The 24,243-nt window shown below is 74.1% G+C and carries 17 protein-coding genes; 8 read left to right on the top strand and 9 right to left on the bottom strand.

What is annotated here, in order from left to right; all coding sequences use genetic code 11:
- Positions 1-11: 11 nt before the first annotated feature.
- Complete coding sequence (locus VT50_RS19075; protein ID WP_046089191.1) at positions 12-545, bottom strand: methylated-DNA--[protein]-cysteine S-methyltransferase; 534 nt, start codon at positions 543-545, stop codon at positions 12-14.
- A gap of 106 nt (positions 546-651) precedes the next feature.
- Positions 652-2,130 carry a DNA-3-methyladenine glycosylase 2 family protein gene (locus VT50_RS19080; RefSeq protein WP_046089190.1) on the bottom strand — a complete coding sequence of 493 codons (1,479 nt, stop codon included), beginning with the start codon at positions 2,128-2,130 and terminating at the stop codon, positions 652-654.
- 172 nt (positions 2,131-2,302) lie between these two features.
- Here VT50_RS19080 and VT50_RS19085 point away from each other — a divergent pair, with 172 nt between their 5' ends.
- From VT50_RS19085 to hemC, 5 genes are all read left to right on the top strand, one after another.
- Entirely contained in the window at positions 2,303-2,746 is a 444-nt protein-coding gene (locus VT50_RS19085) for a CU044_2847 family protein (RefSeq protein WP_240529215.1), read from the top strand.
- A gap of 47 nt (positions 2,747-2,793) precedes the next feature.
- On the top strand, positions 2,794-5,007 hold the full coding sequence (locus VT50_RS19090; protein WP_240529216.1) for a VMAP-C domain-containing protein: 2,214 nt from the start codon (positions 2,794-2,796) through the stop codon (positions 5,005-5,007).
- Positions 5,008-5,101: 94 nt separating this feature from the next.
- Entirely contained in the window at positions 5,102-6,091 is a 990-nt protein-coding gene (locus tag VT50_RS19095) for an AAA family ATPase (RefSeq protein ID WP_046089187.1), read from the top strand.
- Between the two features lie 3 nt (positions 6,092-6,094).
- Complete coding sequence (locus tag VT50_RS19100) at positions 6,095-10,648, top strand: SAV_2336 N-terminal domain-related protein (RefSeq protein WP_240529217.1); 4,554 nt, start codon at positions 6,095-6,097, stop codon at positions 10,646-10,648.
- A gap of 30 nt (positions 10,649-10,678) precedes the next feature.
- On the top strand, positions 10,679-11,614 hold the full coding sequence (gene hemC / locus VT50_RS19105; protein WP_046089186.1) for a hydroxymethylbilane synthase: 936 nt from the start codon (positions 10,679-10,681) through the stop codon (positions 11,612-11,614).
- Between the two features lie 72 nt (positions 11,615-11,686).
- Here hemC and VT50_RS19110 read toward each other — a convergent pair whose 3' ends face one another.
- The 7 genes from VT50_RS19110 to VT50_RS19140 all read right to left on the bottom strand — a co-directional run bounded on the left by VT50_RS19110 (position 11,687) and on the right by VT50_RS19140 (position 21,445).
- Positions 11,687-13,099: a phytoene desaturase family protein gene (locus VT50_RS19110; RefSeq protein WP_206269436.1), complete on the bottom strand. Its 1,413-nt coding sequence runs from the start codon at positions 13,097-13,099 to the stop codon at positions 11,687-11,689.
- Between the two features lie 47 nt (positions 13,100-13,146).
- Complete coding sequence (locus tag VT50_RS19115) at positions 13,147-13,974, bottom strand: inositol monophosphatase family protein (protein ID WP_046089184.1); 828 nt, start codon at positions 13,972-13,974, stop codon at positions 13,147-13,149.
- A 136-nt stretch (positions 13,975-14,110) separates the two neighbouring features.
- On the bottom strand, positions 14,111-15,112 hold the full coding sequence (locus VT50_RS19120; protein ID WP_046089183.1) for a TIGR03842 family LLM class F420-dependent oxidoreductase: 1,002 nt from the start codon (positions 15,110-15,112) through the stop codon (positions 14,111-14,113).
- Between the two features lie 14 nt (positions 15,113-15,126).
- Entirely contained in the window at positions 15,127-16,530 is a 1,404-nt protein-coding gene (gene hydA / locus VT50_RS19125) for a dihydropyrimidinase (protein ID WP_046089182.1), read from the bottom strand.
- Positions 16,527-17,936 carry an aspartate aminotransferase family protein gene (locus VT50_RS19130; protein ID WP_338058332.1) on the bottom strand — a complete coding sequence of 470 codons (1,410 nt, stop codon included), beginning with the start codon at positions 17,934-17,936 and terminating at the stop codon, positions 16,527-16,529. The genes hydA and VT50_RS19130 overlap by 4 nt, the downstream gene beginning before the upstream one ends.
- The gene (locus tag VT50_RS19135; RefSeq protein WP_046089181.1) at positions 17,933-18,775 is read right to left on the bottom strand and encodes a nitrilase-related carbon-nitrogen hydrolase; all 843 of its coding nucleotides are present in this window, start codon (positions 18,773-18,775) and stop codon (positions 17,933-17,935) included. The genes VT50_RS19130 and VT50_RS19135 overlap by 4 nt, the downstream gene beginning before the upstream one ends.
- 582 nt (positions 18,776-19,357) lie before the next feature.
- Positions 19,358-21,445, bottom strand: coding sequence for a hypothetical protein (locus tag VT50_RS19140; protein ID WP_079343857.1), 2,088 nt, complete (start codon positions 21,443-21,445; stop codon positions 19,358-19,360).
- 166 nt (positions 21,446-21,611) lie between these two features.
- Between VT50_RS19140 and VT50_RS19145 the strand changes: the two genes are divergently transcribed.
- From VT50_RS19145 to VT50_RS19155, 3 genes are all read left to right on the top strand, one after another.
- Positions 21,612-22,043, top strand: a complete 432-nt coding sequence (locus VT50_RS19145) for a MarR family winged helix-turn-helix transcriptional regulator (RefSeq protein WP_046090991.1) — start codon at positions 21,612-21,614, stop codon at positions 22,041-22,043.
- Positions 22,040-23,512, top strand: coding sequence for an MFS transporter (locus tag VT50_RS19150; protein ID WP_046090992.1), 1,473 nt, complete (start codon positions 22,040-22,042; stop codon positions 23,510-23,512). Before VT50_RS19145 ends, VT50_RS19150 begins: the two co-directional genes overlap by 4 nt.
- A gap of 63 nt (positions 23,513-23,575) precedes the next feature.
- On the top strand, positions 23,576-24,133 hold the full coding sequence (locus tag VT50_RS19155) for an isochorismatase family protein (RefSeq protein WP_046090993.1): 558 nt from the start codon (positions 23,576-23,578) through the stop codon (positions 24,131-24,133).
- Positions 24,134-24,243 lie beyond the last annotated feature (110 nt).

The raw sequence follows: 24,243 nt of genomic DNA on the forward strand, positions 1-24,243 counted from the left end.
CCCGTCCCGCGTCAGAAGAGGCCGGGTAGCTCCTGCTGCCGGTCTTGCTGGTCTTGCTGGCCTTGCCGTGCCTCGAACTCCAGCAGGCGGCGCTTGCGGTCCAGGCCGCCGCCGTAGCCGGTGAGGCTGCCGGTCGAGCCGACGACGCGGTGGCAGGGGACGATGATGCCGACCGGGTTCTTGCCGTTGGCCAGGCCCACGGCGCGGGAGGCGGTCGGCTGTCCGATGCGGTCGGCCAGTTGGCCGTACGACCAGGTCTCGCCGTACGGGATGGCCCGCAGCTCGGCCCAGACGCGGCGCTGGAAGGGCGTGCCGTCCAGGCTCAGCGGCAGGTCGAACTCGGTCAGCTCGCCCGCGAAGTAGGCCGTGAGCTGGCGGATGGTGTCGGCGAAGGGGGCGTCGGCCGGGTCGCCGGGGCCGCCGAAGGTCTCCTCGGGTGGGCGGTGGCGTTGCTGGACCATGTAGAGGCCGGATAGGTCGGTGCCGGTGGCCACGAGGGTGAGGGGGCCGTAGGGGCTGTCGGTGGTGGTGTGGGTGCGGTTCATGGCGTTCCTCGTGGGGGCCTGGGTGATGCGTGCGGTGTGGTGCGGTGCGGGTTGGGCGGCTTCGCGGTGTGCGGGGCGCCGTTTCGTTGCCGGGTGCGGGCCGGGGTCATGACGCCGCGGGTAGGTGGTTGATGGTGTGGGCGGCGTCCGTGGCCCAGAGGTACTGGGTGGCGTACGCGCGCCAGGGGCGCCAGCGGGCTGAGTGGCGGGTGAGGGCGGCGGGCGTCGCGGGCAGGCCCAGTTCGGCGGCGGCACGGCGCACTCCGAGGTCGGTCGGGAGGAAGGCGTCCGGGTCGCCGAGGGCCCGCATCGCGATCACCTCGACGGTCCAGGGGCCGAGCCCCGGCAGCGCGCCGAGGCTCGCGCGGGCCTCGTCCCAGTCGCTGCCGACGCCGAGCGCGACCCGTCCCCCGGCGAGCGCGCCGATCAGCCCGGTGAGGGTGGCGCGGCGGGTGCGGGGCATGGCCAGCTTCTCGGGGTCCAGCCCGGCGAGGGCCTGGACGGAAGGGAAGAGGTGGGTCAGGCCGCCCGCCGGGTCCTCCACGGGCTCGCCGTGGGCCGCCACCAGGCGCCCGGCGTGGGTGCGCGCGGCGGCCGTGGACACCTGCTGCCCGAGCACCGCGCGCACCGCGAACTCATCCGCGTCCACCGCGCGCGGCACCCGCCGCCCCGGGGCCTTGTCGACCAGCGGGGCCAGCTGAGGGTCCGTACGCAGCAGGTCGTCCACGGCGGCCGGGTCCGCGTCGAGGTCCAGCAGCCGTCTGCAGCGGCTGATCGCCCCGGCCAGGTCGCGCAGGTCGGCGAGGGAGAGCTGGCAGGCGATGTGGTCCGGCCTGGGGCCCAGGGTGACCACCCCGGGCCCGTACGGCAGCCGCAGCGTGCGCCGGTACGCGCCGTCGCGCCACTCCTCGACACCGGGGACGGCGGTGGCGGCCAGGTGCCCGAAGAGGTTGTCCGGGCACAGCGGCGCCCGGAACGGCAGCCGTAGCGTGAGCACCCCCGGCACGCTGCTCAGCGGCCCCCGACCGGCCCGCTGCCGCAGCTCGGTCGGGGAGAGCGCGAAGATCTCCCGTACGGTCTCGTTGAACGCGCGGACGCTGGCGAACCCGGCCGCGAAGGCGATGTCCGCCATCGGCAGTGCGCTGGTCTCGATCAGCAGCCGCGCGGTCTGCGCCCGCTGCGCCCTGGCGAGCGCGAGCGGGCCCGCGCCGAGCTCGGCGAGCAGCTGCCGCTCGATCTGCCGGGTGCTGTATCCCAGCCGGGCCGCCAGGCCCGGCACCCCGTCCCGGTCCACCACACCGTCGGCGATCAGCCGCATGGCACGGGCCACCAGATCCGCCCGCTCGTTCCACTGCGGCGAGCCGGGGCTGGCGTCCGGGCGGCACCGCTTGCAGGCCCGGAATCCGGCCTGCTGGGCGGCCGCGGCGCTGGGGTAGAACCGCATGTTCCCGGGCTTGGGCCCGACGACCGGGCAGCTCGGCCTGCAGTAGATCCCGGTGGTCACGACGGCGACGAAGAACCACCCGTCGAAGCGGGCGTCCTTCGCCTGTGCGGCGCGGAGGCACCGGTCGGTGTCGGTGTGCATGGGTCCAGCATCGGCCAGCGGGGCGGGGGCAGGCTCGCGGGAATCCGACATTGACCTTACGGGTGGCGCATTGACCTTACGGGCGGCACGCACCCCGTCGTTGCGCGCGGCGTCCGTCGTTCCGGCGGCGTTTGGTGCGAAGGGGCAGACCGGACGCCTGATGATCGGCATGATGAGGAATGTGACGGAACACCGTGAGATACCCCTGGCGGACGGCACGACCGTACGGCTGGAACTGGCCCCCGTAGGGGAGGCCTCCCCCGATGACGCCTACGGCGGCGTCGGCGGCGTGACCCCGGTGGGCCGCGGTGCTCAGGCCGCGGCCACGCTGGCCAGCGCCGGTCTGGGCGTCATCCTGCAAGGGCTGGGGCCGGTGCTCCAGGATGTGCACGACGCCGTCAGCTCGGCTCCGCATCCGCCGCAGGAGTTCACCGTGCAGTTCGGGGTGCAGGTCGGCCAGGACCTCAAGCTCGGCATCGTGGGCGCCAACGGCAATGCCAACCTGACCATTTCGGCCACCTGGAGGCCGTCCGAGCGGCCCGAGCAGCCCGTACCGGCGCGGCCGGAGCCGACCGTATCGGCGGAGCCGCCGTCCCGGCCCGGCCCCGCGGCCTGAAGCCCATGGGGTGGTTCCACGCCCACGGGGGCTCGTCACGGCCCGCGGTGTCCATTCTCGCCAAGGCCGACGGAAGACCGGCGGGCGCGGGCGTCCTGCTCCCGCGCCGCCATCTGCTGACATGCGCTCATGTGGTCAACAGCGCGCTGGGGAAGGACATGCTCGCCCCGGACCACCCGGGCCCGATCGCCGTGTCCGTACGGCTCCACGGACCGGAGCACACCGTCGAGGCCCATGCCGAGCTGGCGGTCTGGATACCGCCCCGCACCGACGACGGCGGCCTGGGCGCCTTCGAGTGGAACGGCGACCTCGCCGTCCTGCGGCTGAACGGCGCCCTGCCGCCCGCGATCGAGCCGCCGAGCTGGCACCCGATGGCCAAGCGACAGCTGGTACGGGCCTGGCACGGCAGCGGTGAGCCGGGGGTTTTCGCGGACGCCGAAGTGAGCGCGTGCGACGGGCGGTTCGGCTACTTCGACGGGGCCGAGCGCGCCCTGGACATCGAACCCGCCTACAGCGGCGGCCCGTTGTGGTCCAACGACGAGGACGCCGTCGTCGGGCTCGTGACGGCGAAGCTCCGCATCCAGGGGACGCCGCGCCGCGCCTGGGGGATCCCCTGGCAGCGGGTGACGCGGGAGCTGGACGACGCCGGGGCGGGCCACTTGCTGCCCCGGCAGCCCGCGGAGGACCTGAGCGACCACCCCGCGTACGCGGAGCTCGTCGCCCTGCTGGACGGGCCGCTGCCGCTGTCCGAGGGCTGGATCCGCTGCTGCCGTACGGTCGCCCGGCAGTGCGGCCTCGGCCATCGCGCGGACGGGGTGCCCTCAGCGGAGGAGTTCGCCCAACTGCTGCTCACCCGGGGGCGCGCGCTGCCCGCGCTGGTCGAGGCGGTGCGCGGTACGGCGGGCCCGGTGGCCGACGACCTCCTCGCCATCGGCCGCCGCTGCGGGCTGCCCAAGCTGCTCTCGCCGGGTGAGCACGAGCGGCTGCTGGCCCAGCTGCGCGCCCTGCCCGAGGCCGCCGCGGCCGGTGTCCCCGGGGCCGTACGGGCGGCGCTGCCGCTGGCGGCCCTGCCCGCGGCGCTGCTCACCGGCGGCGACGGCCACGGCGGGCTTGGTGACGGTCACGACGGCCCTGGTGGCGGTCACGACGGCCCTGGTGGCGGTCACCACAGCCCCGAACGAGACGTCGGCGGCGACGGCCGGGGCGGGCGGTTCGAGGCGCTGATCGCCCATGTGGAAGGGCTGCACGGGGACAGCTCGCCCGCCGACGACGGGGCCGCTCCCGCCGTGCCAGGCCTGCTGCGGGCCGTCGAGTTCGTGGCCGCGGGCTGCTGCCCGACGGAGCAGCGCGCCGCGCTGCGGCGGTGGAACGCGGCGGTCGCCCGCCGTCTCGGCGTCCATGACGCCGCCCTGATGGACCGCCGCCACGACGCCGAGCAGTGGGCGCGTAACGCCTCACGGGGCACCGCGCCCCGCGTGGTGGCGAGGCTGGACCGGTGCGAACCCTCACCGGGCGGCACACCGGTGGCGGCGCGGGAGGAGGAGCCGGAGCGCTACCGGCTGCGGCTGTGGTGCGACGACGGGGACGGGCTGCGCCAGGTGTCCGACGACAGTGAACGGCCGCGCGGTGCGCAGGAGGTGGCCCAGGAGATCTTCGCCGCCGTGGGCGCGCTGCGCCGCCCCGACCCCTCGGGGCCGCGGCCCGTCATCGAACTGATCGTGGACCGGGACGCCCTGGAGGTGCCCGTGGACCGCTGGAAGGCCGCCGGGCCGGGAGCGGTGCTCCCCATCCGGCTCGGCACCCCGTATCCCCTGGTCGTCAACTGCCCCGAGCTGCGGGAGCTGAACGGCGGCACGATGCTGGACCAGTGGCGGGAGCGCTGGGCCCGGCTGGAGGCCGAGGAGCCCGTGCACATCGACGACGCCACGGCCCCGGACCCGGAGGCGGTGTGCGGTCTGCTCATGGAACGGCTCACCGCGCGGGTCACCGTCGATGTGGCGGCCCACCGGCGCACCGGTGTGGTGCAGATGTGTCTGGCGGCTGGCGTTCCGGTGGTGCTGTGGGACCGCAGCGGGGAGCAGGGGTCCCCGGCGGTGCGCCACGCTGCGGGGGCGGGCACCCGTCAACTGCCCGAGGCCGTACGGACCTACCGCACGAAGACCCTGCAGCGGCCCGGTGACTACCCCGGGCGGCCGGTGCTCGCCTGGGCCGACGCCGGGCGGGCGCTGCCGCGGCTGGACCTTGTGGACCCCACGGAGTGACGGTGCGCCGCGGTGGCGGGGCGCCGAGACATGGTGACGAGACGGCAGGAGGCGCGCGATGTCCGCTGAGGCGGGCCGAGAGGGAGGTTCCCCGATGAATCCGCATCCGCGGGAAGAGCCCGGCTGGCGGCTGTTCCGGGGGGACGGCGTGCCCCGGCACGTGGAGATGCCGCCCGCCCCGCCGTGGCGCCGCTTCGGCGCCGGGGAACGGGCGGTCCCCGAGGGGGCCCCGTCCGCCTCCGGTCCGGCGCGCCCGGCGCCGTATCTGATCGAGCCCGAACACGCGGACGTGGTCAACGCGGCCCTCCATCTGCGGCGTCCGCTGCTCGTCACCGGCAGCCCCGGGACCGGCAAGTCCTCGCTCGCGCGGGCGATCGCGCAGGAGATGGACCTGGGCGAGGTGCTGCGCTGGCCGGTCAACAGCCGTTCCACCGTGCAGGACGCGCTCTACCGCTACGACGCGATCGGGCGGCTGCGCGAGACGGCCCTGACGCGTGACCGGGGCGAGGCCGAACCCGACATCGGCAGCTTCGTGCGGCTCGGGCCGCTGGGCACCGCGCTGGTGCCGGGCGCACGCCCCCGGGTGCTGCTCGTGGACGAGCTCGACAAGGGCGATGTCGACCTGCCGAACGATCTGCTGACCGTCTTCGAGGAGGGCGAGTTCGAGATCCCCGAGCTGGCCAGGCTGCCGGAGGAGCAGCCGGTGGTGGAGGTGTTCACCGAGCGGGCGGGCGAGCGGGCCACGGTGCGGCGGGGCCGGCTGGTGTGCGAGGAGTTCCCGGTCGTGGTGATCACCAGCAACGGTGAGCGCGACTTCCCGCCCGCCTTCCTGCGCCGCTGTGTCCGGCTGGAGCTGCCCACCCCCGACGAGTCACGGCTGCGGGCGATCGTCACCGCGCATCTGGGAGACGACGCGCTGGAGGACGTCGACCAGCTGCTGGACGCCTTCCTCCGCCGCCGGGCGGCCCGCGAACTGGCGACCGACCAGTTGCTGAACGCCGTATTCCTACGGGCGGGCGGCCTGGACGTAACGGCGGACGGCCTGCTGGAAGCGGTGCTGCACCGCCTGGGCGGGGCGGTGTGACCCATGGACCGGGGCGACACGGGGCCCGGCGACACGGAGCGTAGCGACGCCGGGCAAGGGCGCGCCGGGCGGCTGGGGCGGCTTGATGAGGCGGTTGGGGTTCTCGCGTCCAGCGGGCTTGAGCTGTCCAAGGAGGAGCTGCTCGACGCGCTCTGGCTGGCCGGGCGGCTGCCCGAGGACGGCGTGGAGCGGGCGCCCCTGGCCCGGGCGGTGATGCGCGGCGGGACGGCGCTGCCCGCCACCCGCCCCGGGCCCGTGCCCCGTCCCGTGACCTCGGCCTCAGACTCGGACTCCGTCCCGGACTCGCCGACCCCGCTCGGCCAGCGGACCGACCGGCCGACCGCACCCGACCGCACCGCGCAGGCCAATGGCGGCGACCCCGGCGAGCGGCGGCCGGACGGCCCGCCGGAGCAGGGACCCGCCCGGACCCCGCGCGGGGGCGGGCAGCGGCTGCGCGGTCTGTACGGCGGCGGCCAGGCGCCCGCTGTGGAGGGCCGTCCGGAGGGCGCGGCTCCGGACGCGCGGCGCGCGCTGCCGCTGCGCGTGCCCGAGGACAAGGCGCTGCACCAAGAGCTCTCCATCGGCCGCGCCCTGCGCCCGCTCAAACAGCACCGCCCCAACCCGCTCAAGCGGGAGTTCGACGAGGCCGCCACCGCCACCGCGCTCGCCGAGACCGGGCTGCCGGACGTGGTGACCCGCCCCGCCCGTGAGCGCTGGCTCGATCTCGCGCTCGTCATCGACGACGGCATGTCGATGCTGCTGTGGCGGCGGCTCGCCGTCGAGCTGCGCACCGTACTGCAGCGCTCGGGCGCCTTCCGGGTCGTCCGGGTGCTGGGCCTGCACACGCGCGGCGGTGGCGCCCCCGCGCTGCGCGCCCGCCCCTACGCCCCGGAGGCGCCCCTGCTGCCCACGACGGCGCTCTCGGACCCCTCCGGACACACGCTGGTGCTCGTGGTGAGCGACGGGGTGGGCACGGCGTGGCGGAACGGGCGGATGGGCCGGGTGCTGGCGCGCTGGGCGGGGCTCGGCCCCACGGCGGTGGTGCACGCGCTGCCGCCCCGGCTGTGGGAGGGCTCCGGGATCCGCACCCGGCGCTGGCAGGTGCGGACCCGCAGACCGGGTTCGGCCAACGCGGACTGGACGGTCGCGGATCCGGTGCTGCCCGCCGCCCTGGCCCGCTTCGCGGGGGTGCCGGTTCCGGTGCTGGAGCCGGACGCCGGGCCGCTGGCCGACTGGGCCCGGCTGATCGCCTCCGCGAGCGGTACGACGGTGCTCCCGCTGCTGGTCCCGCCACGCGACGGCCAGCATGACCGCCCAGCCGACAGCCCCCGCGCCGCCCCGGCCACCCCCGCCCCAGCGGATGAGCTGGGCCGCGTCCAGCGGTTCCGGGACGCGGCCTCCCCGGAGGCGTACCGGCTGGCGGCCCATCTCGCCGCCGTGGCCCCGCTGCCGGTGCCCGTGATGCGGATGGTGCAGAAGGCGGTGGACGGCAGGACCGACACCGGACGGCTGGCCGAGGTGTTCCTGGGCGGCGTGATGCGCCCCGTCGAGCCGCCCGCCTCGGCGGGTGCTGACCCGCTGCCGCCCGAACACCGCCCCTTCACCTTCACCGACGCGGCCCAGCGGGCGCTGCTGGGCGCGGTGCCGTTGGCGGAGCTGGTCGCGACCAGTCGGCTGATCGGCCGTCGGCTCGAGCAACTGGCGGGCCGCTCCCCCGACTTCCCGGCCTGGCTGGCCGACCCGGGCGGCAGCCACCGGCTCCCGCCCGGCGCCCGGCCCTTCAGCACGGTGGAGCGGCGACTGGCGGCCCGGCTGGGAGCGCCGCCCCGGCCGTCGGCGTTCGCGACGCCAACGCCAACGCCAACGCCAACAACGACGCCAACTCCGACAGCGGAAGCGACGACGGCGACGTTGCAGTGGCGCCCTCTGGCATCCCGCGATCCGCGGGTGCTCGGCCCGTACCGGCTGCGGAGGGCCGGGCCGCGGGGCGCGCGCGTCGTGCCCTATCTGGGCCAGGACGCCTACGGCGAGGAGGCCGTCGTCACCGTCGCCCCCGAGCTTCCCACGCCGCGGGCCGCGGCCCTGCTCGGGGTGCAGGCGGAGGCGCTGCGCCGGATGGACGGCCGCCATGCGCCCCGGCTGCTGCGCGAGGGGCTGGACGAGGACGTTCCCTGGGTGGCCGAAGAAGTGTTCCTCGGCCACCGGCTGCACGACGTCCTCTTCGAGCGCGCCGATCAGTGGGACGGGCACACCGCCCTCGCGATCGCCCGGCGGATCGCGGACGCGGTGCGGGTGTGCGCGGCCGAGGGGATGGCACACGGCGACCTCACCGTCAACACCGTGCACATCGCCGGCGAGGACGTCTTCGTGACCGGCTGGTCCTCGGCCCGCATCGACGGTGTGCCGTCCCCGACGACCCTCGGGAGCGGCCCGCCCACTCCCGAGGAGAACGTGGGTGGGCTGGGCGTCATCCTGCTGTGCCTCGGCGGCGGGGGACAGCAGTACGCGTACGGCCGGGACGCCCATGACATGCCGCGCTGGAGCGGTGACGCGTGGCGGCCGGTCCGGGACATGGTGCGGGCGTGCCTGGAGCGGCAGGGCCGCCCGACCGCCGCGCAGGTCTGCGCATTCCTCACCGACTTCCGGCCGGACGCCGGGGCACGGGAAGCCCACCCCCGGCGCCCGCGGTCCGAGCGGCCCACCACCTGCGCGCTGTGCGGCAATCCGCTGGACCCGCACGACCGCTTCTGCGACGCGTGCGGTGCGGATCTGACCACGGCACCGCCGCTGTCGGCGCCCCCCGACCCCGCCGGCGCTCCCCGCACCGAACCCGCGAGCGACCTGCCGTCGTTCGGCCAGTACCGCGCCCACCGCAGGCTCGGCGGCAGCCGTGGGTACGGCGTCTATCTGGCCCGTGCGACACACGACCCCAGGGGGCAGGTCGTGATCCGCACCGCCGAGGGGGCGAAGCGGGAGCTGCGCACCGAGGCGGAGGCGCTGCGGCGGATGTCCGGGCACTACGCGCCACGGCTCTTCGCGGACGCCTCCTCCCTCGACCCCCCGTGGATCACGCAGGAGTTCATCCACCTGCCCGACGGCTCACCGGCCCCGCCCCTGTCCGCGCTGCTGGGCCGGAGGTCCGACGGCTCACCCCCGCTGGACGCCGTGCACGCCGCCACCATCGGGCTGCGCATCGCCGAGGCGGTGAACATGTGCTCGCTCAAGGGCGTGGGTCTCGGGACCCTTACGGCGGACACCGTGCTCGTCGTCGGCCGTACGGTGAAGCTCATCCGCTGGACCGACGCGAGCATCGACGCCCGCCGTGGGACCCCCACCGCCGCGGACAACGTCTACGCCCTGGGCGAGATCCTCCGCGCCCTGAGCGACGCACAGCCGACCGCTCAGCTCTCCCAGACGGGCGCCGTATGGCGGGATCCCCAGCTGATCTCGACCATCTCGGCCTGTCTGGACGAGCGGCCGGAGGGACGGCCGTCGGCGGGCCGGGTGGCGGACGTCCTCGTCCAGTGCCTGCCGCCCGTGCTGACCCTGGCCCATACGCCGTACGAGGTCGAGACCTCGGCCCCGCCCCCAGCGGCGGACGGGGCACCGGACGCCGGGCCCGCCCCCACGACCGCCCCCGAGCAGCCGCAGCCCCCGCGCTCCACCCGCTCGCGCCTGGCCGCGCTCGTGGGGCTCGGCGGGCGGTCGGCCAGGGCGGAGCAGCGGCGGCGCAAGCTGGACCTCATCCGTACGCCGCTGCCGTCCTGCCACCGCATCGCGGTGATCAGCCTTCCCTACAACGCCAGGCGCACCGCCACGACCCTCGCCCTGGGCGCGGTCCTCGCGAGCGAGCGCCAGGACAAGGTGATCGCGGTGGACGCGATGCCCGGCGGTGACTCCCTCACCCGCCGAGTCGGCGCCGACTCCCCCGGCCCCCGAGTCGGCGACGGCTGGTCCGGGGGGACCATCGCCGACCTGGCCCGCGCCGATCTGTCCGGCGACGACGCCGACGCCATCCGGCGCTTCACCTCGTGGCTGCCCTCCGGGCTCGAGGTCCTTCTCGGCGACCCCACCCCGAGGAGTCTCGTGGGCCGTGCGGCCCCGATCGACGACATGGAGTACCGCCGCGTGATGGCCCTGCTGGCGCGGCACTACCCGCTCGTCCTCAGCGACTCGGACACCAGCGGGCTCCACCGCGCCATGCGGGGGATCCCCGATCTCGCCGACCAGTTGATCGTCGTCACCACTCCCTCGGTGGAGCACATGAGGAGCGCCCACCAGGCCCTGGACCGGCTGGCCGAGGACGGGCACCCGGACCTGGTGCGAGGCGCCATCACCGTGGTCAACATGTCCCACGACGTGCCCTGGACCGATCATTACGAGAGCCTTACGGCGGGGTTCCGGGACCGCTGCCGCGGCGTGGCCGTGGTGCCGTACGACGAGCACCTGGCGTACCGGGGCGAGATCGACCTCCGGCTGCTCGCTTCCAGGACCCTCGACGCCTACCTCGATCTCGCCGCCCTGGTCGCGGAGGGGTTCCCGGGGGCCGGGACATAGCGCCCGCCGCGAGGGCCTATCCTCTACGCCATGTCGTCCGCCGATTTGATCCGCATCGTCTCCCGTTCCTCCCCCATGGCCCTCGCCCAGGTCGAGCGGGTCCGTACCGAGCTGGCCGCGCTGCGGCCGGGCATCCGTACGGAGGTCGTGCCGGTCACCACCTCCGGCGACCGGTGGATGGGCGAGCTGTCGAAGCTGGGCGGGAAGGGGGCGTTCACCAAGGAGGTGGACGCCGCGCTGCTGGCGGGTGAGGCGGATCTCGCGGTGCACTGCATCAAGGACGTGCCCGCCGACCGTCCGCTGCCCGCGGGCACGGTCTTCGCCGCGTACCTCAAGCGGGACGACATCCGCGACGCCGTGATCCACCCCGGCGGGCTGACCCTCGACGAGATGCCCACGGGGACCCGGATCGGCACCTCCTCGGTCCGCCGCGTGGCCCAACTGGCCATCAGCCACCCGCAGTTGGAGTGCGTGCCGATGCGGGGCAACGCCAACCGGCGGCTGGAGAAGCTGGACGCGGGCGAGTGTGACGCGCTGCTGCTTGCCGTCTCTGGGCTCGAGCGGATCGGCCGTACGGACCGGATCAGCGAGATCCTGCCGGTGGACACGATGTGCCCGCCGATCGGGGCCGGGGTGCTGGGGCTCCAGTGCCGGGAGGACGACACCGAGACGATCGAGGCCGTGGCCGGGCTCGGCGACGCCGCCGTCTGGAAGGAAATCACCGCGGAGCGCATGCTGCTGCATGTCCTCCAGGGCCACTGCAACTCCCCCATCGCGGGCTACGCCAGGGCCGAGCGTGACGGCCGCCTCTCGCTGCGCGCCAGGGTCTTCAGCCCCGACGGCAAGACGGTCCTGGACGCCCATGAGTGGGCGGGCCCCCTGGACCCGGCCACCCTGGGAACGTCGGTCGCGGTGGCACTGCTCCGGCAGGGCGCCCGCGAGGTCATCGACACCATCCCGCACTGAGGCGGCGTCCCGCCTGGGGCGGTGGCATGCTGCGCTGCGGCTGCGGCAGCCCGCGCTGCGGCGATAACCCGCCTACCGCGCCCGCAGCCTCCGCCACACCGCGCGTGCCGCGTGGTGACCCGACATCCCGTGGACGCCGGGGCCCGGCGGGGTGGCGGAGGAGCAGAGGTAGACCGCCGGGTGGGCGGTGGCGTACGGGACGCGGGCGAGCTTGGGCCGTATGACGGCCTGAAGGCCCTCGAAGGCGCCGCAGGCGATGTCGCCGTCGATGTAGTTGGCGTTGCGGGCGGCGAGTTCGGGTGGCCCGGCCACCGTGCGGGCCAGGACCAGATCGCGGAAACCCGGGGCGAAGCGCTCGAGTTGACGCTCGATCACCTCCGTGGCGTCGCCCTTCCAGCCGCTGGGCACATGGCCGTAGGCCCAGAAGGTGTGCTTGCCCTCCGGGGCGCGGGAGGGGTCGAGGAGGCTGGGCTGGGCGGTGATCAGGAACGGCACGGAGGGGTCGCGGCCGTCGACGGCGGCCCGCAGCGCCGCGCCGATCTCGCCGGAGGTGGGGCCGACGTGGACGGTGCCCGCGCGGCGGGCGTCGGGCGCGGTCCAGGGCACCGGTCCGGACAGCGCGTAGTCGATTTTGAAGGCGCTGGCCCCGTAGCGGTAGCGGCGGTAGGCGTTGCCGAGTCCGGCGATACGGGCCAGGGCCCGCGGCGAGGTGTCGAAGATGTAGGCGCGGGCGGGCGGCAGCTCGTCCAGCCGCTTGACCTCGGTGGAGACGTGGATCGCCCCGCCGTGTGCGCGCAGGTACGCCCCCAGCGCGTCCACGATCGACTGGGAGCCGCCGCGCGGGATCGGCCAGCCGACCTCATGGGCCGCGATGGCGAACATCAGGGCGGGGCCGCCGGTGGCCGGTGCGCTGGTGGGCGCGATGGCGTGCCCGGCCAGCCCGGCGAACAGGGCGCGCGCCTTCTCGTCGCGGAACCGCAGCGGGCCCGCGAGCAGGGAGACCGGCTGGAGCGCGTGCAGCCCGAAGCGGGCCCAGGTGATCGGGTCGCGGGGCAGCCCGTCCCAGTGGGCGCGCAGCAGATCGGGGGCGAGGGTGGCCCAGCGGCCCAGGTAGGGCGCCAGCAGCCGTCGGTAGGTACCGGCGTCGCGGGGGCCGAGCGACATGGCGGTCTCGCCGACCGAGCGGGCCAGCACCGCGGCCGTGCCGTCCGGGAAGGGGTGGGCCAGCGGCAGCTCGGGGTGGAGCCATTCCAGGCCGTACCGGGCCAGCGGCATCCGCTCGAAGGCCGGGGAGCCGATGGCGAGGGGGTGCACGGCGGAGCAGGGATCGTGCCGGAAGCTGGGGAGGGTCAGCTCTTCGGTGCGTGAGCCCCCGCCGATGGTGTCCGCGGCCTCGAAGACCTCCACCGCGCAGCCGCGGCGGGCGAGTTCGACGGCCGCGGTCAGCCCGTTCGGTCCGGCACCCACTACGACCGCGTCGAGCATGGACGGCACGTCGGCTCCCCCTCGTCCTTGAGGTATCGGTGGAACGGTCAGCCGGCGTCGGCCAGCAGGCCCAGGATATGCCGAACGGCCGCCTCGTCCCTGGCCGCCGTGAAAGGAAGGGCGTTGCCCCCGGTGATGCGGAACGGCTTGCCGTCGAGCGTGCTGTGTGCCCCGCCCGCCTCGTCGACCAGCAGCAGACCGGCGGCGTGGTCCCAGGCGTTCTCCCAGGTGAAGGCGACGCCGTCGAGCTGCCCCCGGGCCACGTTCAGATACTCCAGACCGGCCGAGCCGCAGGGGCGCGCCTCGATCCCCGGCGCCCGCAGGCCCGACAGGGTGCGCTTCTCCGCGTCGGTGGTGAAGTCGTAGTGGGAGATGGCGACGTGGAGGGGGGTGCCCGGCTCCGGGGAGCCACTGTGGACCGGCTCGCCGTTCAGCAGTGCGCCCCCGCCTCGGCGGGCGGTGGCCATCAGACCGAGCACCGGGGCGTAGGTCCAGGACGCGAGGAGCTCTTCTCGGTGGGCGAGGGTGACCAGCGTGGCGAAGCCGGGGTCGCCGTGGACGAACTGCCGGGTGCCGTCGACCGGGTCGACGATCCAGACGGGCGCGTCGCCGCCGAGGGCGGTGAGCACGGCCGGGTCGGCGTGCACCGCCTCCTCGCCCACCACCACGGAGCCGGGCAGCAGCTTGCCGAGGGCGTCGGTCAGCTGCTCCTCGGCCTGCCGGTCGGCGGTGGTGACCAGGTCGTGCGGGCCCTGCTTCTCGACGATCTCATGGGCGGCGAGCTGCCGGAAGCGCGGCATGACCTGCTCGGCGACCGCCGCGCGTACCGCCTCCTCCACCGCGCCGAGATCACCGGCGAGAAATTCATCGATCATGTGTTCATCGAATCATGTCTCCGCGACAGCGGGTGACCCGGCGACCGCGGGAAGGTGTCATCGAGGTGAAGGGAGGGACTGCCGCGCATCCCTCCCTGACCGGCAGCGTGGCTCGACGGCCAGCCCGAGAAGCGGGTCAGTCGGTGAGCGCGGGGATGACGTGTTCGCCGTACGCGTCGAGGGTGCGCTCCTTCGCGTCATGCATCGCATAGACCGCGAACTGATCGACCCCCAGCTCGCGCAGCCGCTCCAGCTTCTCGATATGCGCCTCGGGCGGGCCGAGCAGACAGAACCGGTCCACGATCTCGTCGGGCACGAAGGCCGTGTCCGGATTCCCGGCCCGGCCGTGGTGGGCGTAGTCGTATCCCTGCCGCTCCTTGATGTACGCGGTCAGCGACCCGGGCACCGCGCCGGAGTGCTCGCCGTAGCGGGAGACCAGGTCGGCCACGTGGTTGCCGACCATGCCGCCGAACCAGCGGCACTGCTCACGGGCGTGGTCCAGGTCGTCCCCGACATACGCGGGGGCGGCGACGCAGATGGTGACCGCGTCCGGGTCGCGCCCCGCCTCGGCCGCGGCCGAGCGCACCGCCTTGACCATCCACTCCGTCAGGAACGGGTCGGCGAGCTGGAGGATGAAGCCGTCGGCCTTCCGCCCGGCCAGCGCGAGCGCCTTGGGGCCGTACGCCGCCATCCACACCGGCAGCCTGCCGTCCTCGATCCAGGGGATGCGCAGCGGGCTGCCGTCCACGACGGCCTCCCGGCCCTCCGCCAGGTCGCGGATGGCGCCGATGGCGTCCTCGAGGCGGGCGAGGGTGTTGGGCCTGCGCCCCGCCACCCGCAGCGCGGAGTCGCCGCGGCCGATGCCGCAGACGGTGCGGTTGCCGTACATCTCGTTGAGGGTGGCGAAGGTGGAAGCGGTCACCTCCCAGGTGCGGGTGCCGGGATTGGTGACCATGGGGCCGACGATCAGCCGCTCGGTCCTGGCCAGGATCTGGCTGTAGATGACGAACGGCTCCTGCCACAGCACGGCGGAGTCGAACGTCCAGCCGTAGCCGAAGCCATTGCGCTCGGCGCGGCGCATCAGCTCGACGACGGCCGAGGCGGGTGGATCGGTCTGCAGCACGAGTCCGAAGTCCATGCTCGCTCCCTGGGTCAGCTCAGGTACTGACAGGTGTCGCGGGTGAGGAACTGGCCGTGCCCGGCACGTCCGGTGTACTCCCGCCGGTTGATGACGGGGACACCGCGCGAGAGCACGGTCTCCACCTGCCCGGTGATCTGCTTGCCCTCGTACGCCGAGTAGTCGACGTTCATGTGGTGGGTCTCGGCGGACAGGGTCTGCCGGGCCAGCGGATCGTAGACGACGATGTCGGCGTCGGCGCCGGGGGCGATGGTGCCCTTGCGCGGATAGAGGCCGAACATCCTGGCCGGGGTGGCGCAGGCGATCTCGATCCAGCGGCGGCGGGAGATGTGGCCGTCCACCACGGCCTGGTGGAGCAGGTCCATCCGGTGCTCCACGCCCGGCATACCGTTGGGGATCTTGGAGAAGTCGCCGCGGCCCAGCTCCTTCTGCCCGGTGAAGCAGAACGGGCAGTGGTCGGTGGAGACCACCTGGAGGTCATTGGTCCGCAGCCCCCGCCACAGCGCGGCCTGGTGCTCGACGGGCCGGAGCGGGGTGGAGCACACGTATTTGGCGCCGCCGAAGTCCGGTTCGGCGAGGTTGTCCGTGGACAGGAACAGATACTGCGGACAGGTCTCGCCGAAGACCGGAAGCCCCAGGTCACGGGCGCGGATCAGCTCCCCGACGGCCTCCTCGGCCGATACGTGGACCACATACAGCGGGGCGCCGGCCACCCGGGCGAGCTGAATGGCGCGATGGGTCGCCTCCGACTCCAGCAGCGCCTTACGGACCTCACCGTGGTAGCGGGGGTCGGTCCTGCCCTCGGCCAGGGCCTGCTCCACCAGGACGTCGATGGCGATGCCGTTCTCGGCGTGCATCATGATCAGCCCGCCGTTGTCGGCGGCGCGCTGCATGGCGCGAAGGATCTTCCCGTCGTCGCTGTAGAAGACCCCCGGATAGGCCATGAACAGCTTGAAGCTGCTCACGCCCTCCCCCACCAGGAGGTCCATCTCCTTGAGCGAGCTCTCGTTCACATCGGAGAGGATCATGTGGAAGCCGTAGTCGATGGCGCAGTTGCCGCGCGCCTTGAGGTGCCAGGCGTCCAGCCCCTCGCGCAGGGCGTGGCCCACCGACTGGATGGCGAAGTCCACGATGGTGGTGGTGCCGCCCCAGGCCGCCGCCCGGGTGCCGGTCTCGAAGGTGTCGGAGGCGAAGGTGCCGCCGAACGGCATCTCCATGTGGGTGTGCCCGTCGACGCCGCCCGGGATGACGTACTTGCCGGTGGCGTCGATCGTGCGGTCGGCGGTCCAGCCCTGGGCCCACTCGCTGCCGGGCGCGGCGAGGGCGGCGACCTTGCCGTCCTCGATCAACACATCGGCCGGGGTCTCCTCGGCGGCGGTGACGACCAGCCCGCCGCGGATCACGGTACGGGACATCAGCTCGCGCTCCTTCCGGACCGGGTGGTCTGGGTGGTGTCCAATGCGGTCTTGAGGGCAGCTTCGAGGATTTCCGCGCCCTCCTCAGCCTCGGCGACGGTCAGGCTGAGCGGCGGGGCGATGCGCAGCACGCTGCTGTTGTACGCACCGCTCTTGCCGATGAGCAGCCCGCCCTCGCGGGCCGCCTCCAGCACGGCGGACGTGCCCTCGTGCCATGGGTCATCGGTGCCCGGGTCCACCAGCTCGATGCCGATCATCAGCCCCCGGCCGCGGACCTCGCGCACCCCGTCCAGACCGGCGCAGGCGGCGCGCAGCCGCTCGATCAGCAGCCCGCCGACCCGGCGGGCATTGCCCTGGAGATCGTGTTCGACCAGGTGGTTGAGGTTGGCCAGACCGGCGGCCATGGTGACGGGGCTGCCGCCGAAGGTGGAGATGGAGTTGGCGTCCAGACAGTTCATGACCGGGGCGGAGGCGACGACCCCGCCGATCGACATGCCGTTGCCGATGCCCTTGGCGAAGGTGAGGATGTCGGGCGGCCCGGAGCCGTCGTGGGCCTGCCAGCCCCAGAAGTGGTCGCCGGTGCGGCCCCAGCCGGTCTGCACCTCATCCGAGATCCACAGGATGCCGTGCCGGTCAAGCACCTCGCGGAAGGCCGCGAACAGCCCGTCGGGCGGGGAGGTGAAGCCGCCGACGCCCTGGATCGGCTCGGCGATCAGCGCCGCGACATTGCCGTGCGCCTGGCCGAGTACGTCCTCGAGGTCGGCCACGCACGCCGTGATGAACTCGCCGTCGGACAGCCCGGCGAACGGGCCCCGGGTGCGCACCGCGCCGTGTACGTACAGCGTCTGCAGCGGGGAGATGCTGGTGGGCGACCAGCCGCGGTTGCCGGTGATGCCGACGGCCGAGAAGGAGCGGCCGTGGTAGCTGTTGCGCATCGCCAGGACCTGGTTGGAGCGGCGGTACGCGGTGGCGAGCAGCAGGGCCGTGTCATTGGCCTCGGTGCCGGAGGTGGTGAAGAAGACCCGCGCGTCCGGGATGCCGGACAGCGCGGCGACCCGCTCGGCCAGTTCGACCATGGGCCGGTCGAGGTAGAGCGTGGAGGTGTGCAGGATCCGGCCGGCCTGCTCGCTGATCGCCTTGGTGACCTCGGGGAGGGCGTGGGCGGTCATCGTGGTGAGGATGCCGCCGAAGAAGTCGAGGTAGCGGTTGCCCTCGGCGTCCCAGACATGGCGTCCCTCGCCGTGGGTGATCTCGATGGGGCGCCGGTAGTAGACGGCGAGCCAGTCGGGGAGTACGGCCCGGTGGCGGGCGTGGAGGGTGGCGTGGGGGGTGGCGCTTTGGCCGCCGTCGCGGGGGTCACCGCTTTGGCCCTGGGGGCCGCTATGGCCGCCGCTGGGGTCGCCGCTCACGGTTGCACCAGCCCCTCGTAGGCGTCGGGCCGCCGGTCGCGGTAGAACGCCCACTGCTGGCGCACCTCGTCGATCAGGCCGAAGTCGAGGTCGCGGACGATCAGCTCCTCCTTCTTGTCACTGGCCACGTCGCCGACGAACTGGCCGCGCGGATCGACGAAGTAGCTGGTGCCGTAGAAATCGTTGTCGCCGTACTCCTCGGTGCCGACGCGGTTGATCGCGGCGATGAAGTACTCGTTGGCGACGGCCGCGGCGGGCTGCTCCAGCTGCCAGAGGTAGGCCGACAGACCGCGGGAGGTGGCCGAGGGGTTGTAGACCAGCTGCGCCCCGGCCAGGCCCAGCTCGCGCCAGCCCTCGGGGAAGTGGCGGTCGTAGCAGATGTACACCCCGACCTTGCCCACGGCGGTGTCGAACACCGGCCAGCCCAGGTTTCCCGGCTTGAAGTAGTACTTCTCCCAGAACCCCTTGACCTGCGGGATGTGGTGCTTGCGGTACTTGCCGAGGTAGCTGCCGTCCGCGTCGATCACGGCGGCGGTGTTGTAGTAGAAGCCGGACTGCTCGAGCTCGAAGACGGGGACGACGATCACCATCCCGGTCTCCCGGGCCAGCTCCTGCATCCGCCGTACGGTCGGCCCGTCCGGCACCGCCTCCGCCCACCGGTAGTGTTCCGCCTCCTGCACCTGGCAGAAGTACGGCGCGTTGAACACCTCCTGGAAGCCGATCACCTTGGCGCCCTGAGCGGCCGCCTGCCGGGCGTGTTCCTCATGCTTCGCGATCATCGATTCGGTATCGCCGGTCCAGGTGGCCTGGACGAGGGCGGCACGTACGAGGTTGGCCATGATCAGCTCCTCAACCTGTTGTCTACGCACGTAGAATCGGGGCTGTGAAGAACGTAAGAGCGCACTGACCACTCTGGCAATACCGCCGCCGTTACTCAACGAAGACGATCACGTTTCGTGTTTTATCGGCGGCTTCTCGGCTCATCTAGGTGCGGGTTTCGTCTCGCGCCTGCGGCGCGGTTGAGCAACGGGGCAGCGGAGTGGGGGCGCGGCGCCGCATCGCCGGGCGCCGGGCCGGTGGGTGCGAGCGCCCGTGGCGGCATCTGCGTCTGGGAGCCGAGGCCGACGCCGGACTGACGAGCCCTCCGGGTACCCCTTGAAAAAACGCTTGACCTGAAGCAACTAATTTATCAAGCGATTTCGAGAGGGGTACCCGGCGGGCCCGCTGTCCGGCACGGCCGCAGCCGTCGGCCGGGGAAGCCGCCACCGGCGGCCACACCCACCGGCCCGGCGCCCGGCGGCGGCGCCGCGCCCCCACCCCCGCCGCCGCTGCTCACATGCGCCGAAGGCGCGAGACGAAACCCGCACCCAACCGAGCCGACCAACACGAACCCCGCCTCAGCCCCCTGCCCCGCCCCCGCGTCAGGCGAGACCGGGAACGCCCGGCAGCCGCGCCATGCGAAGGGCATGGGCCAGATCGTGGTGGGCGCTGGAGGAGACCTCGGCGGCCGCGTCAAGCAGCAGGGGCACCAGCGTGGCGGGGTCCTCGGCCGCCGCACGCGCCGCGTCCTCCGGCGTACGGGCCCGTACGAGCGCTTCCAGCAGGAACGCGGCCCTGTCCGGGGCACCCGCGTCGAGGAGCGCCTTCGCGATGTGGGCCACCTCGGGGGCGGGGCGCGAGACGCTCTGCCGTAACAACCCCTCGCCGTCGGCCCCACGGTCCGCCGCGACCAGCGCCTCGGCGGCGGCGGCGAGTTGTACGGGCGGCAGACACGCCGTCTCCCACAGCAGCGTGGACACATCGGGCCCGAGCCCGGCGCGCTCCAGTTCCTCCGCGAGCACCGGCAGCCTCGCGGCGGGCCAGACGGCGGCCTCGTACAGCACGACATGGGCCTCGCCGGAGCGGCCCGCCGCCCGGAGCCCGCCCAGCCGCGCCACCGCCTCCTGGGCGGCACGCCGGGCCGCCGCGCGCTCGGCCGCCTCACGGGCAAGCCGCCGCGCGTCGTCCACCGCCCGGTCCCGCTTACGACGCCTGCCGCCGTCCCCGCCCTCATACGCCCCGGCGAACCGCGCCCCACGCGGCGTAGCACGGCCCCCGGCTCCGCCCTCCGCCGAGGGAGTCGCGGCCGGGGGCGCCTCCGGCGCCACCCCGGCGCCGTCATCCCCGACCCCAGCGAACCGCGCCCCGCGCGGCCGCGACCTCGCGGGGGCGGGAACGGCCGGGGGCGCGGTCGTCGTCGGCTCCGAGCCCTGCGCGGTGGCGTCGAAGGGTCCATCCGCAACGGGCGCCGAGTCTCCGGCCGGGGCGTCCGGCGACGTGGACCCCGCCGCCGGGCTCATCGCCGCAACCTCCACGTTCGACACCCCGAGCGCCGCGTCCGCCTCCTCGTCCACCCCCGCGAACCGCGCCCCGCGCGGCCGGGGCCTCGCACGGCCAGAAGCGTGCTGGACGGTACCGGCCCCGGGGGCCGCCCCCGAGAGCTGGCCGGGCCCGTCGCCCCCAGCGACCGCTGGTTCACCACCGGGCCCGGTGGCCGCCGGGTCGCCCCCGGCCGCCACTGGTTCGCTGTCGGGTCCGCTGGCCGCCGGGTCACGCGCGGCGCGCCCAACTGGCGCGGCACCGGGCACGGTGGGCGCACCATGCCCAAGCGGCGCGGAGGCGGCGGCCCCAGCCGATGCCCCCTCACGCGCGGAGTACCCGAGCGGCGCGGCACTGTGGCCGGAGGCCGCCATGTCACGCGCGGCGTACCCAAGCGGCACACCGCCAGGCCCGGCGTCCACCTCCTCACCCACGACATGCCCAAGCGGCACACCACCAGACCCTGCCGCCACCCCATCACCCACGACATGCCCGAGCGGCACACCGCCCGGTGCGGTGGCCATCGCTGTGGTGGCGTCGGCCCCTTCCTCGTGCGCCACCGCTTCGTACGCCACCGCGAGGCTCGCTCCCTGCGGACGCCCTCCCTCCCTCGTGGGCGCGGGCGCACCCGCGAGGGGCCCCCGCGGCGCGGTCTGCGCCGCTAGGCGGGCGTGGAGTTCTTCCGTGCGGGCGGTGGCGCGCTGGTAATCGTCCTGGGCCCAGGCCAGCTCCGTGGCGAGGCGGTGCCGGGCGGCCGGGTCCTCGGCCGTGGTCAGGGCCGATTGGAGGTCGGCTTCGCGGCGGACGGCGTTGTGCCGCTCGCGGAGCATGCCGTCCAGGCGGTCCTGAAGGGCCTCGCGGCGGCCGGGCCCGGCGTCATGGGACGCGACCGAGGCGCGGTAGAGGGTCGCCGCGCGGGACGCCGCCTCCTGCGCGACCCCGGGGCCGTGCTGGGCGGAGAGGTCCTGCAGCAGGGACTGGACGAGGTCCCACGGCGGCACCTCGAGGCCGTCGAGACAGGCCCGCAGCCCGTCCGGGTCGCGCAGGGCGAAGACGCCGTACCAGCCCGCCCCGGCGTCCAGCCGTCTCGTCAGCGCCCGCAGATACGTCGCGAACTCCTCGACCTCGGCCGGGAGTTGCCCGCTCGCCATGGCCACCCCTCCCCCATCGGACGATGAACGATGCACACCCCGAGGCCACGCATTCGACACCCTGCGTGTTACGGGACCGGTTACGGCCGTGCTACGGGCGCTTTTCCTGCTCCGCACACGACAGGCAAACTTGCAAGCTTGACTGTCGATTTCCTATGCTCCAGCCATGGCCCCGCATGATCCGGCGCATCTCGCCGTCGACCTCGCCACCGTCGTCACCCAGCTGATGCGCCGCATGCGGGCGGCCTCCTCGCAGGGGGCGCTCACCCCCTCCCAGCGCGCCGTGCTCAGTCGGCTCTCCAACGAAGGCCCGACCACCACCGCCGCGCTGGCCCGTGCCGAGCTGGTCCGGCCGCAGTCGATGCGCATGATCCTGGCGGCGCTGGAGGAGCAGGAGCTGGTGGAGCGGACCCCGCACCCCACCGACGGACGGCAGGTCGTCTTCTCGAGCACCGAGCGGGGGCGGCAGGCGATCACCTCCGTACGGCAGGCCAAGCAGAGCTGGCTGCTGGACGCGATCGAGACCCGCCTCGACGCCGATGAGCGCCGCACCCTCGCCGAGGCCACCGAACTCCTCAAGCGACTGGTCCAGGAATGACCGACACGGCGGGAAGGCCCGCCCTATCGGCGGCCGGGGCGGAAGCCGGAACGGCGGGCGGGAGTCACGCACCCGCCGACCCCTTCGGCTCCCGGCTGATGGCCCCGCTGCTCATCGGTTCGGTCCTCAACCCCGTCAACTCCACGATGATCGCCACCGGCCTGGTCGCGATCGGCCATGACTTCGGGGTCGGCGCCGCGCGGACCGCCTGGCTGGTGGCCTCCCTCTACCTCGCCAGCGCCGTGGCACAGCCCGCGCTGGGACGGCTCGCGGATCTGCTCGGCCCGCGCCGGGTCTTCGTCTCCGGGCTGCTCGTGGTGTGCGCCGCGGGGCTGGTGGGCGCCCTCGCGCCCGCGTTCGGCTGGCTGATCGCCTCGCGGGTGCTGCTCGGCGTCGGTACGTCCGCCGCGTACCCGGCGGCGATGGCGCTGCTGCGCGCCCAGTCCTCCGCCGTCGGACGGGAGACGCCGCGTCCCGTGCTCGGAAGGCTCTCGCTCGCCGCGCTCGGCAGCGCGGCGGTCGGACCCGTGCTGGGCGGGGTGCTCACCGCGACGGCCGGATGGCGGGCGATCTTCGCGGTCAATGTGCCGCTGGCCCTGATCGGCATCACGCTCGCGCTGCTCTGGCTCCCCAGGACCCGCATGACGAGCGAGGAGGACACCGCGGCGGGCCCCGGGAACCGTACGGCGGGCGCGGCATTCGATCCGCTCGGGATCGCGCTGTTCACGGCCGCCCTCACCACCCTCATGATCTTCCTGATGGACCTGGCGCGGCCCAACTGGCCGCTGCTGCCCGCCGTCCTGGGGCTCGCCGCCGTACTGACCTGGTGGCAGCTGCGCCGCCCCCGCCCCTTCATCGATCTGCGGATGATCGGCCGCAATCGCTCCCTCGCCCTCACCTACCTCCGCCACGGCACGGCGTACCTGGTCATCTACATGGTCATGTACGGATACGCACAGTGGCTCGAGGAGGGGCACGGCTACTCCGCCTCCCGCGCGGGCCTGATCATGCTGCCCATGTCGGGCGCCGCCGCCGTGTGCTCACTGCTCGGCGCCCGTACGAAGGGCATCTACGCACCGCTCGTCCTCGCGGCCGTCCTGCTCGCCGCCGGGAGCGGGGTGCTGCTGCTCGCCGACGAGTCCACCCCGCTGGTCGCGCTGCTGCTGGCCGCGGTCCTCTTCGGGTTGCCGCAGGGGCTGTCCTCGACCGGCAACCAGGCCGCCGTCTACGCCCAGGCCCCGCCGGCCAGCGTCGGCGCGGCGGCCGGGCTCCAGCGCACCTCGCAGTACCTGGGCGCGATCACCGCCGCCGGGCTGATCGGGCTCTTCTACGGGCAGCGGGCGACCGCCGCCGGGCTGCACGGCATCGCCATGGTGGCGGGTGCGCTCAGCCTCGCGGTGCTGGCGCTGACCGCCACCGACCGGGCCCTGCGCGGCCGCGGCCACACCCGTACCCGTACCCCCACCTGACGCATCACCTTCCGTTCCCCCATACGTCCTGCGGACGTCCCGCAGACCCACCCAGGAGGCACCGTGCCCGCCACCACGCTCGACCCGAACACCGCCCTGGTCCTCGTCGACCTCCAGAAGGGCATCACCGGACTGCCCACCGTCCACCCCACCGCCGAGGTCATCGAGCGCGGCGCCCGGCTGGCCGCCGCCTTCCGCCAGCGCGGACTGCCGGTCGTCCTGGTCAGGGTGGTGGCCGGGGCCCCGGGCCGCACCGAGGCGCAGCGGGGCGGGGGCGGCGGGCGGTTCCCGGCCGACTTCGCCGACCTCGCGCCGGAGCTCGGCCACGAGGACGGCGACATCGTGGTCACCAAGCACACCTGGGGCGCCTTCCACGGCACCGACCTCGACCTCCAGCTGCGCCGCCGCGGGGTGACCCAGGTGGTGCTCGGTGGCATCGCCACCAGCATCGGGGTGGAGTCCACGGCCCGTGGCGCGTACGCGCACGGGTACCACGTGACCCTCGCGACCGACGCCATGACCGACATGGACGCCGAGGCGCACCGCAACAGCGTCGAGAGGATCTTCCCCCGGCTCGGGGAGACGGACTCCACGGACGCGATCATCGGCCTGCTGAGCTGACGGACGGCTGACGGACGACTCACACACGGCGAACGGAGAGTACGGCGGACTCCGGAACTGGAGCCCGCCGTACCTAGTCGCCGGTCGCCGGTCACCGGTCAGCGGTCAGC

This window comes from Streptomyces antioxidans, from assembly GCF_000968685.2.
GTDB lineage: Bacteria > Actinomycetota > Actinomycetes > Streptomycetales > Streptomycetaceae > Streptomyces > Streptomyces antioxidans.